Consider the following 16,152-nt stretch of genomic DNA (forward strand, 5'->3'; position numbering starts at 1 on the left):
CCTTTACCCCTGCGGCAGCTTGTGGCGAAGCTCTGCCCGGCGCTTCAGGTTGAGCTGGTGCTCGCGGAAGATCACGAAGATGCCGGCGCCGACGACCACGGCGGTGCCGATCAGCATGGGACCGGTGGGCACGTCACCAAACATGAAATAGCCTATGATGAGGCCGAGTACGATCGACGTGTATTCGAACGGCGCGATGGTGGACACGTCGGCATAGCGGTAGCTCGACGTCAGCAGGATCTGGGCGATGCCGCCGCAGAAGCCGGCAAGCGCCATCAGGCCCAAGGCCTGCCAGCTCAGCGCAATCCACCCGAACGGCAGCGTGCCAAGCGAAAAGATCGAGGCGAACAGCGAGAAATAGAGCACGATCGTCGGCGTGCGCTCGGTCTGCACCAGCTTGCGCACCAGCACCATCGCAAAGGAGCCGAGCACGGCAAAAGCCAACATGGCCAGCACACCCGTCGCCTCCGACGAGCCGAGGCCGCCCGTGCGGAAGAGCGTCAGGCGCGGCCAGCTGATGATGGCAACACCCAGCAGGCCGACAAGGACTGCCGACCAGCGGTAGACGCCGACCTTCTCCTTGAGGAAGACCGCGGCGACCACCACGGTGACGAGCGGCAGGGCATAACCGAGCGCGATCGATTCCGGCAACGGCAGGTGAATGAGACCGTAGAAGCCGAAGCCCATGGAGAGAATGCCGATGAAGCCGCGCTTCAAATGTCCGAAGATGTCGTTGGTGCGGAAGGCATCGCGCAGCTGGCCATGCATGCCAAGGAACACGAGGATCGGCACCATGGCGAAGGCGGAGCGCAGGAAGGTGATCTGCCCCGCCGGAAGATCCTTGCCGGCCGCCTTGATGAGCGCGGACATGCACAGGAAGATCACCACCGAGGCGACCTTGAGAAAAATCCCCTTCATGGGATCGGAAGACTGCGTGTCCATGCGGAACTCATCATGGCCGGTAGGCCATGGCAACAGATTTCAGGGAGACCGGAGAACCGATTCAGAGAGCTGCAACTCTAGCGCGGTTGATGGCCGGATGGGATGAATTCTGGTGCTTTTCCACTGTGATGAATTCCCCTGCAAAATCAACGCACTATGGCAAAATACCCCTGGTTTTCGCTAATTTAGGCGTTAAATCAGTCGCACCGACTTCAAGTATAGTCTTGATGCGCAGAATTCGATTTAAAAGCAAATTCCGAGTACAAATCACAGAAATAGGAATTCGATTTCATTTCAAGTTTTGCGGTCAAAGGATTGTTCTTAGCAAAGCTTCTTGGCAAAAGGTTAGCTTCAGAAAATATTTTGGACCCCCCTTGTCAAGCCTGCTTAGCGGCTGTAAAGGGAGATTGTCACGTCCAATCAGCCGCCCGAAGCCGTGTAGTTTACACGGAACTTCTCGGTCTCGCGACGGACCCAATCAACACGAATAGTAGATTTTCCCATACGCCGCGCTCATTGCGGCTATTTCACAATGCATACAAGAAAGACATAGAAACATGCCGAAACTCGACGTCCCTCACCTGCACTTACGTGGAAAGACTTGGTACTTCCTCATTGCCGTACCGAAGCATCTACGTAAAAAACTTGGTTCCAATCAGATTTGGAAGTCGCTTGATACCAGCGACCTAAACGAAGCCATTGAACGGGCGAAGCCGCTGCGGACGAAATATCAGCTTCTATTTCAATCGAAGCGCCCACTGTCTCCGGTCGATTTAATGGAGACCAAAAAGCCCAAGGTGATCGAGCAGACGCAAGCCGATCTTGGCTTGCCGCGATGGCACCACACCGAATTTGCTAACCGCCCGCTGATCGAGTCGTTTCAGCAAGTCGCCGCGTTCCTCGAAATGCTGAAGGACTTCACAAAGTCTGGTGGGGAACCGCCGCCAGTTGTCCGTGCCGCTGGTTGGGGTGCCATCGACGCCAACGGAATTCGGATGTCCGTTGCTCTACAAAAGTACATCGAACTCAACCCGTCGAAGGTCAGCGACATTCCCGAAAACCAGCGGCGCGCTAAGGTCCAGCGCTGGCAACTCCCCATCGATGATTTCATTGCCCTCTTCGGCGATATGGACATCCGCAAAATCGAGAAGAGCCACGCCGTCAAATTCAAGGCAGCACTCGAAAATCGCATTGGCAAGCGCCCAAAGGGTGACAAGAACTCAACCGTCATCAGACCGAAGACAGCGAATGTGAAGCTGACATTCGTCAACATGGTTGTCGGTACGCTTCTGGACTCTGTCTACGACATTCAGAAGAACCCCTTCGCCGGTCTCACGATCACTGAAAAAAAGGGCACAGGCGCGAAGACCGAAAAGACGGTCTTGCCGTTGACCGAAGAACAAATGCTTGTCGTCAACTCAATCACAGAGACCAATCCCGATATCCGCGCATTGATGTTTATCACCGAATGCACGGGCGCTGGTATCCGCGAACTTATCGGTCTTGAACCGGCTGACATCGTATTGGAAGGCACGCCCTATCCGCACATTAAAATTCGTCCGAATTCTCGGCGTGGGCACCTGAAGAACGATAACCGTCCAAGAGAATTGCCGCTCACTAACAAGGCGGTCGAAGCTATCAAGCCCTACGCGAAGACCGGCTTCAGTCGCTATCTCGGACCTAGCGGCGACCGTGCTGTTTCGACACGCGTTGCCACGCTTCTTCGCAAGAACGGCGTTGACCGTAGCTGGAACTCATTCCGTCATCGCTTCGAAGACCTTTTGCGGCGATCAGGCGCGCAAGTGGATATCCGATCTGCCCTGATGGGACACACCAAAGATGTGAACCCCATGGACGGCTACTATGGCGACGGTTTCGAGCTTGAGCAGAAGTACAATGTCGTCAAAGCGGCGATGGAACACGGCGAAAAACGACAGACAGAAATCATCCAAAAGAGGGAGGAAGACGCACACAAACAGGCAGCATAGAGAACCGCAAAGATCACGAAATCGAAAGGTAATTCAATAGGTAAAAGGCTACCAAACATACAATGTACAACTACGACGAAATGTTCACCAATATGGAAGCACGGAAAGGCTTCATGAAAGACTACAACGACGAAATAAAGGTGCTGCTTGAAATGGGATTAACCGAAGTGGCACTTTCACAGAAACGAAACCTGAAGCGGATGATGTTTGAATTCTCCGCATTCGATCACTGACAGGAAATACCAAATGACATTGAACGAAACCTTCATCAACCATATGAACTTTGGTTGCACAACGGCTCAGACTTACATTGACAGTGCCGGTGACGTTGAGCGGATGATATTGGAAACCGGCTACTATGGGGTAGCTCTTGAATACGTGCGGGAATGCAAACGCAATGCAAGCGAAGCGATTGACGCGTATCGTGAGGCTGCATCACTCGGCGTAGCTGAACCGAAAGCACGCGCAATTGCTCACAAAGGGCGCGAACTTGTCTGGCGAGCCAGTGAGAAGCTGCACGAAGCTGTTTTCGAGTTTCAAACCAGCCAGTGAGGTGACGACATGGAAACGATGATCATCATCGTCTGGTGGAAGGCGGCGATCCTCGCCTACTTCCTGTTCTTCGTCGGCTTCAACCTCACAGTGAAAAGGGACACGCCATGATCACCGTATCAGCGTTCACATTCACGCTCGTGTGCGGCGTTATCATCGCCTTCGGTGCCAAGGCTGGTCATTGGCACAATCGCCAGTCCGCCGCACTGAAAGCCAGAATGGACGCCTATCATACGCGATGGGCTAACCAGACCGATCAGCAGTAAGACCATGATACACAAAATGAAGACCCGGCTACCGCACAGGCAGTCGGGTTTTTCTTTGCTCAGATTGATGAAAACGAAAAGCGGCCTCTGAACCGCCTGAGAATCAGTGCTTTGCGGACCCCGTATTTCGCGAATTTGCGTTAAATTTTTCCAGGGTGGTTCGGCACCTCCCGGGCAATATATAACGCGCTTTATCTCAATATTCGGTTGGTGTCGGGTCTTCCACCAGAACGACCCTTGAAACACCGTCACTCTTCGGCTGTTCCCCGTGCTTCGGCAGTTTAAGCCTCATGCGCTGTCGATCAGCAAAATCAATCGCGTAGGCGCGTGTGCGGAACGAATGTCGTGTATCGCCGTGCGGGTCTGAAACGGCAACGACCCAATCTTCATCTTCGACGTAAATCACGACTGAGTTTGCGCGCAACGCTTGGACTCCGCTTGAGCGGGAAGAGCAAGCGACGGCTACTCAGAACCATGCCGCCGCTTGCAGGCGTCCCCCACTCGGACGTGCGAAACTATCTTCCTGCGACTGGTATATTTGCGTTGCCGCAAGCCGTGAAATCGATATGCGAAAAACCGAGGCGCGTCCGCTGTCCATCGGCGAAACTGGCTGCATGCTTGTGGAGGCGGAAGGGATGAAGAGACTCGCCACCGTCTTCAATGACGATTACCGACCACTCTTTCTTGTCTGCAAAAAGCATAACAGAGCTACGCGACATAGCTTCGCCTCATAGATTGGGGCGAAAGTCGTCAAACTCTCATGGTCGCGCCCGTTGTAACGGCGACCGGTAGCACAACAATACGCTAATATTGAAGTCTGTCGAACGAAAAGGGACCCGGCATCATGTCTGCCAGCCCATCAACCCAAAAAGAACCCATAAAAAAGGAACCCGACCTTGCCGAGCCGGGTTCCTTCTTGCAGTCGAGCTTGAGGGGGTCAGGAGGGGGTATTCACGACTGCGACGGAACATTAGCATTTACTGCCGAATGAACAAGCAAGACGGGCATAGTCAAATCGGGTGAGTTCAATCGAGATTGTCTCTCGTTGCCACCGCGCATTGGCGCATGCTGATCATGGAACGAAAAGGACCCGGCGTCGTCTCTGACACCGAGTCCCTGCATCCACCCCCGGATGTTTCTTATCTCGTACGGCTATAATGCGACCGCGCTGAGCATTCAGCAATCGCACGAAATCGTACAGGATCGATCTGAGTGGTCGAAAAGGTGTCGATCAGATAACGCGCAAATGACGCCTTGGCTTCCTCGCGTGGATCGAACCAGTCGCTCGCCACGATATCAGCGTATATAATCCGAATTTCGGAAAGCTCTTCCGGCTGTAAGTGATTGGAGTGCTGCATAAGAGCCTCCCGATTGGCGGCGAAAACATGAACGCTTTTGCGATTGGAATACGCGTTCACATGCTGCCGATCCGCGCATCCTACGCAGCGCAGGCGAGCTTCGCTATTAACTTTGACTTACTGCCATAACGAAACGAAAAGCCGAAGCGATCACGCTGACAATCGCCTCGGCTTCTTTGGCAGATATCGCAGGACGCGCTACAGGGGCTGAAGAGTTCCTGCGACCCAAGAATATTAGCACGCGCTTGCATTGCGACAAGACGGAACCCAAACGCCCCTAATGTGTCCGCACAGACAAAGAAGAACCCGGTTCGGGCGAGCCAGAGAAACAGCCCTTGCAAAGGTTCCGAGTAAAGGTCAAATGCAACCAGGAGCCAGTCAAAACACCGGAGCATTCATCGTGACCGCCATCCCGACCTTACGTGCGCTAGCGGTTTTTGTTTCAATCGTTTCGACGGCGGCGGCACAGACGCCAAGCGTACCAGACTTCTCAGGGACGTACCTTTGGAAAACAGAGGCGATGGGCGGTGTCGCACCGACGCAGAATGGCGGCTGGATAGGCACGAGCTTTAATCACGACGATCAAAGTTATCTGGTCAAGCTCACCGACACTGGCGAACGTATGGACATTGAATATGCGGTCGTGAAGGCGCGTCTCTACACCGTTGGCATCAAAGAGTTTGGAACGGACGACAAGCTTCGTAACTGCTTCGGTCAACGCCCGGTCACAACGGGAGAAGTTGTGGCGACCATAGATGGTGACATGCAGTGCTCGTACTTTGGCTCGACTTACATCTTTGATTTCTCAACGATGCGCTTCCAGCTCATGTTCAAAGGCGGCTATATGGACGCCGATGGGGACAACGAGGATACCCCTTACGTGGCGGTCGGCAAATGCGAGCGCCTCACGGACTAAATTGCGTCCCGGCTCGGCAAGCATCGATATATGGCTGACTTGCGCCCCGCTTTGCGGTGCATGGCTTGCGGGTCGAAGGGCGCGAATACATGGGTCTTTCGCATGCAGGCTCGTTAGATCGAGTCAACGCTTCGCCCTTAATTTTGCGTAAAAATCGTGGTTGCGCGAACACGCGAACAAAGTCACTCTGCGAAGCAGCAAGCAGCACCACCAATTTTTTCTTTTGGTGAGAGGACCGCTGCACATGGAATCCCTGACAATCAATCTCTTTGGCATCGCTGAGATATCGGCGAACGGTCACTTCGCCATCGGGATAGCCGCCCTAATCGTGGCAGCGATGATTGCTACGCGGGGCGGATAGGCTAATACAGTGCTATCAACTTGATGATGTTAGGGACCGATACTCTTGAACGACGCTTCAACCGATCTCCTGAAGATGCTCACCATATGGCACGGTGACCTACAAATGGCGTTAAGTGCCATTACATTTTTGAACGAGCTGAACGAAGATATCCGCTATACGAAGGTTAAGCTGCGGGAATTTAAGTGCTATGAGACGGCATTTATTATCGCATACTGCCGTCCATTCTCCAAATCTTTCGGCGGGAAGCCAAACAGACTAACACCGGAATTGCTTGATATTGAGTTTACTGATGACGAACAAACTCTGCACGATGAAATAGTCTTGGTCAGAAATAAGGTTTATGCCCACTCCGACACCGAATTATCTCACGTAAGGCTGGACATTTACAACGAAGACTACGACGGGGAGAACTTTGTATTCCCGCATTTTCAGTTCGACCATGGGTTAGAATTTTCAGGCCTGCAAAGAAGAATAGCGGCGATGGAGCTATGCATAAAGGTCTTGCACGGCGTTATTGGAACCGCAATCCGTGCCTCGAAAAACCTGCCTGAGAAGTCCTTCATCTACTTGAAACCTCGAACTTGATATGGCGGCTGTTATGCCGCCCGTCGCCATGTGTTCGAATAGACATGATCGGCAACCGCCTTGGCGTCCCGGTCTTGTCCATGTCCAAAGAACTGCCGGTTCTGTGCAAGGATCAAAAGGCATTCAGCATATGTGAAGCCAGCCTTTTTCAGGTCTACGCCCGCGTTGTAAAAGTGCTTGCGTCCAAGCCCCTGCCCCGGCGCTACTGCCCAACGGTCAATCACTTCGCGGGCAAGATCGTCGCGGTTCTTGTCCATAGCCTGTTCGGGCTTGGCGGTCTCGATAGCCGGTTTCTTGCTGAACTTCACGACCTCATTGCGCTCATTGAGGAAGAACCGCACGTCAAGAAACGCGTGGGTGTAGGTCATCACGTCCTTCCACACCGTGCCGTCGATGATCATATCCGCCTTAAAGTTCGAAGCGTACGGAATAGACATCCGCTGATTGAACGAAAAATACTTCTCCTCAACCTCAAACGCATCACCGAATGCCGCTTCAATGTCAGCCTTGAGCAGGTTAAAAATGCGGGCATAATTCTCTTGGTTCACGGCTTCAGACATCGGTATGATAAGATGGAAACGCGGTTCAAGCGGCGTGCTACTGAAGCTATGAATGAGCAGAACGGACATTCCGTTACGCCTGAAGAATGCTACAAGTTCGGCAGGATCACGCGTTGCCTTGTCGATATCCATTAGCATCAGTTTCGCTGACATGATGTTTCCCTTGAGCGTATGAACATCAAGGTCTTTGAAGAAGCCTTCGCGAAATTCCGCTGAATTTGATTTTGATTTAAGGGTGTTGTTCGTCGCAGTATGTGTCAGGTACGCGACCACTTCAGACCACCGAAGCGGCACCTGAGTTGGCATGACATCACCCTTGTTTACCCACTGGCGAAACAAGAAATCGTTGTATTGGATGGTGTTTTCGTGGTCGTTCTGTTCCATTTTCTCTCTCTTTCGTTGATTTGCCTTTCGTTCTTTTGTCGTCTTTGCTTCCTGTTTCGCTTTTGACAATTCCGGAATTCCGATGTCGAAGAATTGCGGTTCGCCAGCACAAGCAGGACCATACTTTTCAGCAAGCTCTTCAGCCGCGCGACGATCCAAGACGAAGATATGGGTTTCGCGACGGTCATCGAAATCGCGTGCATTGGTGCGGGAAGCGAATTGGTAGTGTGACTCGTACGCGATAGCCGCCTTTAGTGCCTCGCCGTCCATGTTGAAATAGTCGTTCTTGAATTTGAACGTGCGCGTCGGCGGGTTCAAAGGCACCAGATGAAGAGCGTATGTGATGTGCTGGTAGCTGTTGAGACCTTTGGCGCTTGGGTCAAGGCGATGTCCCTTTCCGTCCGGATTGTGCTCACTATCGAGACCCCAAATGTAAGGTTCCTCACCAAGCTTCGGCTTGTTCTTTTTGACGCAAAAGATGTGCTCGACATTGCCAAACCGGGCAAGGAATGCATCCTTCATCTTGTTTAAGAAGTGCTGATATCCAATCTCTTGCTGCTTTGCCCATGATCCATGAATTTCCGAAAGAAAGTGGATATGGAACAAGCCAGCCTTGTGCGAGAAATCGCTATAGCGGAGGCGGTCGGTCATCACCGGATGCGGGACGAAATCCACCAAGCGTTCCCAATGGCGATACACTTCCATGTGGAGGAAGTTCGCCGCCATGAAGGTTACTGTCTTATAACCATCCAAAATCGACGGCTGCTTCAGAAGGTGGAAATGCAGCGTATACACGTCTTCACCGCCGTCCTCATTGCCGGTCGTATCGGCGTCATGATAACGGCGAAGCTCGTCCGCACGGATCACGACCCGATAGTCAGGGTCTTTCCGAGCGTGGCAAAAGCGGATGTATGAATCGCTGAACTGCGTGACCGCCGCGCCGCTCATCCTTTTGTGCTTGTCGAGAACATCGGCGACGTGTTTCGTATAGCCCAGTTCATGGAATGCGGCATCGATGCCAATATGTCCGTGAAGGACCGAAGCGAACGCTTCTTTCAGATGCTCGTGCTCTTCCTTCAGGCTAACCGCTTCATCAACCTTGGGCGCTTCGTCAATGTACAGATCATAGTCAGCCGTGAGGCAAGGATCGGTCTCTTCAGCGCCGGCGTACTTGCGCATAACGACGGCGTGGTTGGCGATGATAACGGCGTACTTTCCTGATTTCACTGCCTCACGGAAAGCTTTGCTGCATTTCGCATGCGTCTTCCCGCTGATGACTTTGACTGTGATGCCAAGGTTTCGGTCCCGAAGGTCGGCGGCAATCTCATTGCTAATCCCAGTGCGCGGCGTGCCAATGATGGCTCTTGAATTGGGATTGATAACGAACCGCAGCGCGTATGTCTTGCCTGAACCGGTATGCGAGTCGACGTAGTAAAACTTAAGTGAATTCATCCTTTCAACCTGTTAATTGCTCAAAAAAAGAAAAGGGTCATAGCGACCACTCGGAACGCGCTATGACCCTTCAGACTCTTTTCTTATTGAGCAGTACAGGTGCGGAACCAAACCGACGAAAATGACCTCTGAACAGAAGCCGCTTTCCGAGTGGTTTCGTTCCAGATGCTTTTATTTAGTAGATGGGGATTTTTCAGAGAGCGAATTTCGTCATCTGATAGGGGCAATTGTACATCGTCGACACGAAATAGTCAACAACAAAATCAATAGGATAGTAGGTCGGGCTACGCCCGTGTCGCGCCTTGCGGCACTCCTTTAACAGGCATTTTGAGATTGGTAGTTTCAGGCGCAACAGCGATTGGTTAGACCTTCGGTCTCAGGAGGAAAGAAAATAGACCTTCGGTCTTCCTATGGATTCTTGAATCTAAACTGTCACGAAAACCTATAATGGGTTCTTTTAAGGAAAACGTGACACATTAGATTTGAAAAATGAAATGGTCATGCAATCCAACGAATAGCCGAAGGCATATTCTTTTTCCTCCTGTATCCCGTAGGGATCAATGATCGCTGTTGCGCCTGAACCCACCAACATCCAAAGACCTGTTATGGAGCGAAGCGACCGCTTGCGTAGCAAGCACCATTGTCGTCATAGCAATTGGCTGAAAACAATCGAGACGGCGGATAGCTCGTCAATCAGGTCCCCGTGTATTATATCAGCCGTAGGGGATGCTGGAAGGCGCGGTCGGGGAATGACGTACATCAACTTGAAAACCGCCATCTTTGTTGCAGTCGCAGTCCTCTTGATCGTACCATACACCCTCGGCAAAAACAGATTTTGCTATGACGGCGGGTTCTTCAGCACGGACGAATTCTTGATCGATACCGCCATTGGGTACGAGCTTGCCCGAAACAGAGGCGCTATCCCGGCTCATATTGAAACCGTGGACGACTATAGAAAAGAAGTGCCCGGCTGCTGTAATGCGCAAATTGAGAAGCCAAATTTGGGATTTGTGGACGCGTGGTTCGGCTACGTAATCACCAGCGTCGATCTCTACTATAAGAAAGCTGATGGCGAGAGACACACCTCATCGGTGTATTTCATGCGCCCATGCGGTCAAGTTGTAGAGAAATGGGTTGGTGGCTGAAAGATGAGAAGAAGTAACATCCTTACATTGATGACATTTCCCGCCCTCGCCTCGTATAGTCGCCAGAATTCCGGCACATAATAGTTAGCATACCATACTACTGAACAACAATATTACAACACCACGCAATATTATTACGCGCTAGTCGCAATAGAGTCACGGTAGAGTCACGGCTGTTCGTGCAGTCGTTTAGCGATCTTCGCCACGGTCGCACGGCTAGCACCTGTAGCCGCCTGCACTTGACTATAGCTCATACCCTTTACCAGCATGTCAGCCATAGCCTTATTGCGCCTCACGTCCTCACGCTTGCCTTTATACAGTCCGCCTTCCTTCGCCTTCGCAATGCCCTGCGCTTGGCGTCTACGACGGTCTTCGTAGTCTTTGCGAGCGATAGCAGCCAGCATGTCGAGCATCATCGAATTGAACGCTTGGAACATGCGGCTGGTGAATTCGTCCGATGGTGCGGAGAACGTCCACGATGTGGGCAAATCGAGCGCCACGATACGTACCTGCTTGGCGTTTACCTCAGCGCGCAGCTTCAGCCAGTCGGCTTCATCAAGGCGGGACAGTCGGTCAACCTGTTCTATCAGAAGGATATCGCCGGGATGGCTTTCGGATAGGAGGCGGAACAGTTCAGGTCGCTTCAGCTTCGCACCGCTTTCGTGCTCGGCATAGAAGGTCGCGATCTTCATCCCGTGGTCATGGGCGAACTTGATAAGATCGGCTTTGGCTCGGTTGGCATCCTGTTCATCGGTGGATGCGCGAAGGTAGGCACGTACATGCATGTGGGTCTCTTGGTTCATTTAATGTGGTTCAGTGTCATGGTGTCATTCTGGCGTTGTCGAGTGTCCGCAACAGCCTGAGAAACCACAGTCGATATCTGGTTTATCATAGCTATACCCATAGTAAACCATACCGAAGGTAGATGCAAGGATTATCGAGTCCAATCAACCACATAGCCATTGACTCAACCGCCGATTTCCACTACAATTGCGCCATCATCACGGGACCACGGCGCACTCATGCCGACCGCGAAAATCACCCGAAAAATCGCCGAATTTTGGCTACGCACACAGGCGCTTGCCCCGCTGCGCACCAAAAAATCTCTATTACGTCGCCCCCCACGATTTTTTATTTTTCACAGACTTCTGATCCGGCGCTTACTTTCCACGCTTGAAATCGGTGATGGTGTTCAGCCATTTCAAAAACGACCAAATGCAATTGTTTGCGGAGACTAGAACCTTACGTGCTCTGTAGTGTCTTTGATCGTTGGGGTCCATTCTGGACAGTGCGTACCCCATTGCCACGCCGATGCCTGCCAAAGCCATCGGTATCGTCACCGCGAACCATACCAGCATCACGAGAGCGAAAGCGACGGGGTTTTCTGCTTGGATAAATCCACCACCGCCTGTGCGTGGAAACTCGCCGTTGAGTGTCCACTGAATGCCGGTGAAAAGTAGCGCAGGACCAAAGAGCGTCAGTCCGATCAGCACCGCTATTTTTTTCAAGATTCGTGTCCCTTGCTCTATCGGAAGTCAGCCTATCGGCAATCGCTCGGTGAACCAGTGATGGGACGGACATTTGGCGAGTTGGGCTTTGGTTTTAAATCGGTGCCGCGCTCCTGATCAAGTGATGTAGCACTTCATCATCGGCGTCGTGCTTGATGAACATACAGCGGCAACCTACAATCTATAGGTGCCAACGGGAATCGACTAAGAATGACGCTCATAAACATCGGCGACCTCGCGCAACCTATCACGACCTTCATCGAGAAAGTCTCAGATGCCGTGGGCGGAATTGCTAAGCCCGGGCAGATTAAACGCGTTGCCAAAGCCGAAGCCGAAGCCGCCGCCGAAACGGCTAGGATCGCAGCGCTTTCGCGGATAGAGCTATCGGAAATCGAGCAACGCGGAATAGCACGTTTGATCCGCCAGCAAGCCATCGAACAACACAATATCGAGTCAATTACCTATAAGGCGATACCCCACATCGGCAAGGATGCCAGAACGGACGTGCTCGAAAACGACTGGCTGGCACACGTGTTCAGCAAAGCACGCATCGTGTCTGATGAAGAAATGCAAGAGTTCTGGGCTCGAATATTGGCTGAAGAGGCAAATACCCCGCGCTCATTCTCAAAAAAAACAATCGACGTTGTTTCGACGCTGTCTAAAGAAGATGCGAACCTCTTTACCGAATTCTGTGCCTGCGCATGGGAATCATTCCCCGACGACCAGACAGTGACGATATGGTACAGTTATCCCGGCTCGTTTCGAAGCGACTGGTTCTCATATGGTAAGTTACTGCACCTTGCGTCATTGGGCTTGGTAACAATATCCTCTGACGACCTTGCCATGAGCTTCGAAGAAGAGGTTATTGTCCCACGATATTATGGGGCACCGGTCGAGATTATCGCACCGTTGTCCACACTCGGGCAATCACTTTACATTGGAATGGCAGCAATTACGCAGGTGGGCAGGGAGCTATTCCCTATTTCGGGTGCCCGACCAAATCTTTACAACCTTCACCAAACCCTTATGCGTTGGACAGACGATGGATACACAGTCGCATGCCCCATAAATTCAAGGAACGAGTGGGAAACAATGATTGTCTCCGCCATGACGCAAGAGTAATCCGTGGTTTCCACGGCAAGTGAAGCCGCCTTCACCGGGCGGCTTTCGTGTTTTCAGCAGTCACACACTTACTCAGCCTTTGGCTTACGCGGCTTGCGCGTCTTTGCGGGTTCAGCGCCGCCGTAAGTCTTCTCAATGAGTGCGCGGAAATCGTCTTCGGTTTGCGCACCAACAGCAGCCTTGTGCAGGAACGCACTAACGTCGGTCTTCTCACGGACGCGATAGACCGTTTCAAGTTTTCCCAGCTTGATGCGATAGCCTTCGCCGTCTTCCTGTACCCAACTACGTCGATTGAGCGGACCTGTTTCGAAGGCCCTTTTCTGCTTCAAGAGCGCCGCGAGAAACTTTGCAATGTGTTCGCTATCTCGAACTTCGTAGCCCTTTGCGTACTCTAAAAACGTGCTCATCGTTCGACTCCTTTTGCAATTCGTTTCGCCGCTAAATACGTCAAACCTAATTCACCACAGAAGGCAACAGAAATTTTGAAAGTTCGTTTTGATTTCCCACGCGGCTATCTCGCAGAAATGACACAAGCCCGGGAAGAAAACGACTTCGACGGGTGGGTTGATCGGAAATTCGGTGCGCGCATTCGTAACCTGATTTCAGACGATTTTACGCTGGCGATTACCCCAAAGGACTTCGTTGCCAACTTCGTATACGAGGACGATGCATACGCGTTTCTCAAGACATTTGGAGGACGCGTTGTTGACAGCGAAGATTGACAAACGAAAGACGCCAGAACACGCGGAACACATGCGAAAGATCGGCTTCAAAAAGGGCGATGGTCGCGGTGGTCTAGGTTCCGGTGGTGGTCGCAAGGCGCTGCCGCAAGAAGTCAAAGATGCGATGTCTGAGAAGACGCTTGAAGCCGTCCAGATCATGGCTGATGTCATGCAGAACAGCAAGAACGACATGGCACGCATCAAGGCGGCTGAGTATTTGCTCTCGCCGTTCATTGCCAAGGCGGCAACGCAAAGCGAGGTGAAGGTGTCGCACTCTCACAGCATTGCGGACATGCTCGCACAGGTCAATTCGATGCGTTTGACCGACAATAGCAAGACAATCGACATCACGCCTACCCCGGTAGAAGACGCCGCGTTTGTGCCGGTGCCGGGTGAAGACAAGTGATTGATTGGATTGTTACCGGCTTCACCGCCCTACTTCTTTTCGCATCCGCCAATGGCTTTGCCGATGGTGGTCAATCATCTTATCTGATCGCCGGTTTTCTTGGCGGTCTCGTGCGTGCGTACCTCGCCAAATCGGGCACCCTTACAGAGCGGATTATCGGCGGCTTCACTGGTGCGGTGTCGAGCTATTATCTCACCCCCATATTCGTATTGGCTTTGGGCATTCCCGACCCGCAAGTTATCAGCGGAGTAGCTTTTATCGTGGGCCTCATCAGCATGTATCTGGCTGAAGCGATCATCGGGATTGCAAAGGCTTATGCTCGCGACCCGGGCGCATTGAAAGACGCTGTGAAAGACATTCTGTTGCGGCTGATTGCCCCTAAGAAGTAACGGGTAAAATGTGGTCCCGCTAAATAGCGGATGACGGACAATACCCAAAATCTTCAGGAGCTTAGACAGCTTCTAGACCTGTATCACGGCGATATCGCGGTCTTTGCAAAACAGGTCTTCAATTCAGACCTCACTCCAAAGCAGCGCGAATTCTGCGAAGCTTTCCGTACCAAACGGACGATCACCTTTCGCGGTGGTGTCGGCTTCGGCAAGACGCATTGCGAAGCCATCGTTACGTGGTGGGCCTTGCTCTGCCATGACGAGGTGCAGGTATCCGTATTCGGACCTTCAGAACCGAACCTGAAGGGCGGCATCTGGAAGGAACTACAAATCCTGCACGGTCGCATGCATCCGATGTTCAAGGACGCGTACGACGTTCAGGCGACCCGAATTAGCCGCAAGGTCAATCCGGCGTCCTGCTTTGCCGATATGCGTCTGGCGAGCGGCGACAGGCCTGATAGCGCCCGTGGTATCCACGCCAAGAACAACTTCGTACTGGTGGATGAGGCATCCGGCGTCGATGACGAGGTTCTAAGCGTTCTGCTCAACGTCCTGACCGACCCGAACGCCAAGCTCTGCTTAGTATCGAACCCGTCGAAAGCATCCGGCTTCTTCTGGCGTACCCATTGCGATCCCGACATTTCCGCTGAATGGACACAGGTTCACGGCAAGATGGCGGACTCGCCGCATTTCGACCCGGTCACATTTCAGCAGCTTGCGAAAAACTACGGCGGTCCAACCTCTCGCCAATATCGCGTGATGGTCGAAGGCGAATTCCCGCTTTCAGACGTTGACGGGCTGATCAACCGCGAATTCATCGACGCCGCCGTTCTCAATGAAGAATGCGTACCAGCGGACAATGTCCCTCACGTATGGGGCTTGGACCCGGCTGGTGCTGGCAAGGACCAATCCGTGATGGCGATCAGGCATGACAACACGCTACTTCGCTTTCACGAGTGGCAAGGTTTGGAGCCGACTCCCCTCGCCTACAAAATTCGGGAACTTTACGAAAAGGCACCGAAGAAGGACCGACCAGCCGTTATCTCGATTGATGCGACTGGTCTCGGTAATGGTGTCTATTCCATCCTCAAGGATTGGGGACTTCCCGTTCACGCCTGCATCTTCGCCGGAACGCCAACACGTTCGCCCGATAGATTTAGCCGAATAAGGGATCAGCTTTGGTGGGAAATGCGGGAATGGATTCACTCTGAGAATGTCAGCATCCCGAACCATCAACGATTGATCGAAGAGCTTGCCACGCCGACGTACGAAGACGGTTCCGGCAAGATCAAACTGGAGGATAAAAAGGCGATTAAAAAGCGCCTTGGCGGTCGTTCTCCAGACTATGCCGACGCGCTCGCCATTTCGTTTGCCGTGTCCAAAACGCGCTTTGCATCGAAGTGGAATTGGTCGAAGCCAATTGTGTACGACAACCTCCAATCCTTCGAATGAACCCCGCCGCTAAATACGCGAAAGAACACTCTTTCGAGAAA

17 protein-coding genes are annotated in these 16,152 nt (G+C 52.4%); 11 read left to right on the forward strand and 6 right to left on the reverse strand.

Going from position 1 to position 16,152, the window contains the following annotated elements; translation table 11 throughout:
* Nucleotides 1-3 precede the first annotated feature (3 nt).
* Nucleotides 4-942, reverse strand: a complete 939-nt coding sequence (locus tag AC1RT2_RS17785) for a DMT family transporter (RefSeq protein ID WP_493103935.1) — start codon at nt 940-942, stop codon at nt 4-6.
* A 557-nt stretch (nt 943-1,499) separates the two neighbouring features.
* Between AC1RT2_RS17785 and AC1RT2_RS17790 the strand changes: the two genes are divergently transcribed.
* From AC1RT2_RS17790 to AC1RT2_RS17800, 3 genes are all read left to right on the forward strand, one after another.
* Entirely contained in the window at nt 1,500-2,930 is a 1,431-nt protein-coding gene (locus AC1RT2_RS17790) for a DUF6538 domain-containing protein (RefSeq protein ID WP_493103936.1), read from the forward strand.
* A 246-nt stretch (nt 2,931-3,176) separates the two neighbouring features.
* Nucleotides 3,177-3,482, forward strand: a complete 306-nt coding sequence (locus AC1RT2_RS17795; protein ID WP_493103938.1) for a hypothetical protein — start codon at nt 3,177-3,179, stop codon at nt 3,480-3,482.
* Nucleotides 3,483-3,589: 107 nt separating this feature from the next.
* Nucleotides 3,590-3,748 carry a hypothetical protein gene (locus AC1RT2_RS17800; protein ID WP_493103940.1) on the forward strand — a complete coding sequence of 53 codons (159 nt, stop codon included), beginning with the start codon at nt 3,590-3,592 and terminating at the stop codon, nt 3,746-3,748.
* A 196-nt stretch (nt 3,749-3,944) separates the two neighbouring features.
* Here AC1RT2_RS17800 and AC1RT2_RS17805 read toward each other — a convergent pair whose 3' ends face one another.
* A complete protein-coding gene (locus tag AC1RT2_RS17805; RefSeq protein WP_493103942.1) occupies nt 3,945-4,154 on the reverse strand; it encodes a hypothetical protein in 210 nt (69 codons plus the stop codon).
* 1,352 nt (nt 4,155-5,506) lie between these two features.
* Here AC1RT2_RS17805 and AC1RT2_RS17810 point away from each other — a divergent pair.
* Nucleotides 5,507-6,022 (forward strand): hypothetical protein, encoded by a 516-nt coding sequence (locus AC1RT2_RS17810; protein ID WP_493103944.1) that lies wholly within the window; start codon nt 5,507-5,509, stop codon nt 6,020-6,022.
* Nucleotides 6,023-6,428: 406 nt separating this feature from the next.
* A complete protein-coding gene (locus tag AC1RT2_RS17815; RefSeq protein ID WP_493103946.1) occupies nt 6,429-6,971 on the forward strand; it encodes a hypothetical protein in 543 nt (180 codons plus the stop codon).
* 11 nt (nt 6,972-6,982) lie between these two features.
* Here AC1RT2_RS17815 and AC1RT2_RS17820 read toward each other — a convergent pair whose 3' ends face one another.
* Nucleotides 6,983-9,367 (reverse strand): DEAD/DEAH box helicase family protein, encoded by a 2,385-nt coding sequence (locus tag AC1RT2_RS17820; protein ID WP_493103948.1) that lies wholly within the window; start codon nt 9,365-9,367, stop codon nt 6,983-6,985.
* Between the two features lie 749 nt (nt 9,368-10,116).
* On the opposite strand from AC1RT2_RS17820, the gene AC1RT2_RS17825 reads away from it, so the two are divergent.
* Nucleotides 10,117-10,512, forward strand: coding sequence for a hypothetical protein (locus AC1RT2_RS17825; RefSeq protein ID WP_493103950.1), 396 nt, complete (start codon nt 10,117-10,119; stop codon nt 10,510-10,512).
* A gap of 167 nt (nt 10,513-10,679) precedes the next feature.
* Here the strand turns inward: AC1RT2_RS17825 and AC1RT2_RS17830 are convergent, their stop codons facing one another.
* Nucleotides 10,680-11,297 carry a recombinase family protein gene (locus tag AC1RT2_RS17830; RefSeq protein ID WP_493103952.1) on the reverse strand — a complete coding sequence of 206 codons (618 nt, stop codon included), beginning with the start codon at nt 11,295-11,297 and terminating at the stop codon, nt 10,680-10,682.
* 375 nt (nt 11,298-11,672) lie between these two features.
* The gene (locus AC1RT2_RS17835; RefSeq protein ID WP_493103954.1) at nt 11,673-12,020 is read right to left on the reverse strand and encodes a hypothetical protein; all 348 of its coding nucleotides are present in this window, start codon (nt 12,018-12,020) and stop codon (nt 11,673-11,675) included.
* Between the two features lie 210 nt (nt 12,021-12,230).
* Between AC1RT2_RS17835 and AC1RT2_RS17840 the strand changes: the two genes are divergently transcribed.
* Nucleotides 12,231-13,142 carry a DUF2806 domain-containing protein gene (locus AC1RT2_RS17840; protein ID WP_493103956.1) on the forward strand — a complete coding sequence of 304 codons (912 nt, stop codon included), beginning with the start codon at nt 12,231-12,233 and terminating at the stop codon, nt 13,140-13,142.
* A 68-nt stretch (nt 13,143-13,210) separates the two neighbouring features.
* Here AC1RT2_RS17840 and AC1RT2_RS17845 read toward each other — a convergent pair whose 3' ends face one another.
* The gene (locus AC1RT2_RS17845; RefSeq protein ID WP_493103958.1) at nt 13,211-13,549 is read right to left on the reverse strand and encodes a hypothetical protein; all 339 of its coding nucleotides are present in this window, start codon (nt 13,547-13,549) and stop codon (nt 13,211-13,213) included.
* A gap of 75 nt (nt 13,550-13,624) precedes the next feature.
* On the opposite strand from AC1RT2_RS17845, the gene AC1RT2_RS17850 reads away from it, so the two are divergent.
* The 4 genes from AC1RT2_RS17850 to AC1RT2_RS17865 are packed head-to-tail and all read left to right on the forward strand — an operon-like array spanning nt 13,625 to nt 16,111.
* Nucleotides 13,625-13,864 (forward strand): hypothetical protein, encoded by a 240-nt coding sequence (locus tag AC1RT2_RS17850; RefSeq protein ID WP_493103960.1) that lies wholly within the window; start codon nt 13,625-13,627, stop codon nt 13,862-13,864.
* Nucleotides 13,848-14,270 carry a hypothetical protein gene (locus tag AC1RT2_RS17855; protein ID WP_493103962.1) on the forward strand — a complete coding sequence of 141 codons (423 nt, stop codon included), beginning with the start codon at nt 13,848-13,850 and terminating at the stop codon, nt 14,268-14,270. Before AC1RT2_RS17850 ends, AC1RT2_RS17855 begins: the two co-directional genes overlap by 17 nt.
* Complete coding sequence (locus tag AC1RT2_RS17860; RefSeq protein ID WP_493103964.1) at nt 14,267-14,659, forward strand: hypothetical protein; 393 nt, start codon at nt 14,267-14,269, stop codon at nt 14,657-14,659. Before AC1RT2_RS17855 ends, AC1RT2_RS17860 begins: the two co-directional genes overlap by 4 nt.
* 30 nt (nt 14,660-14,689) lie before the next feature.
* Nucleotides 14,690-16,111 (forward strand): hypothetical protein, encoded by a 1,422-nt coding sequence (locus tag AC1RT2_RS17865; protein ID WP_493103966.1) that lies wholly within the window; start codon nt 14,690-14,692, stop codon nt 16,109-16,111.
* The last annotated feature ends 41 nt before the right edge of the window (nt 16,112-16,152 follow it).

The sequence above is a fragment of the Shinella sp. GW821-FHT11G07 genome (assembly GCF_058808115.1).

What these genes read in the sequence shown, in the direction of transcription:
- AC1RT2_RS17785 (WP_493103935.1), bottom strand. Translation starts at nt 942, where the DNA reads ATGGACACGCAGTCTTCCGATCCCATGAAGGGGATTTTTCTCAAGGTC.
- AC1RT2_RS17790 (WP_493103936.1), top strand. Translation starts at nt 1,500, where the DNA reads ATGCCGAAACTCGACGTCCCTCACCTGCACTTACGTGGAAAGACTTGG.
- AC1RT2_RS17795 (WP_493103938.1), top strand. Translation starts at nt 3,177, where the DNA reads ATGACATTGAACGAAACCTTCATCAACCATATGAACTTTGGTTGCACA.
- AC1RT2_RS17800 (WP_493103940.1), top strand. Translation starts at nt 3,590, where the DNA reads ATGATCACCGTATCAGCGTTCACATTCACGCTCGTGTGCGGCGTTATC.
- AC1RT2_RS17820 (WP_493103948.1), bottom strand. Translation starts at nt 9,367, where the DNA reads ATGAATTCACTTAAGTTTTACTACGTCGACTCGCATACCGGTTCAGGC.
- AC1RT2_RS17825 (WP_493103950.1), top strand. Translation starts at nt 10,117, where the DNA reads ATGACGTACATCAACTTGAAAACCGCCATCTTTGTTGCAGTCGCAGTC.
- AC1RT2_RS17830 (WP_493103952.1), bottom strand. Translation starts at nt 11,297, where the DNA reads ATGCATGTACGTGCCTACCTTCGCGCATCCACCGATGAACAGGATGCC.
- AC1RT2_RS17840 (WP_493103956.1), top strand. Translation starts at nt 12,231, where the DNA reads ATGACGCTCATAAACATCGGCGACCTCGCGCAACCTATCACGACCTTC.
- AC1RT2_RS17845 (WP_493103958.1), bottom strand. Translation starts at nt 13,549, where the DNA reads ATGAGCACGTTTTTAGAGTACGCAAAGGGCTACGAAGTTCGAGATAGC.
- AC1RT2_RS17865 (WP_493103966.1), top strand. Translation starts at nt 14,690, where the DNA reads ATGACGGACAATACCCAAAATCTTCAGGAGCTTAGACAGCTTCTAGAC.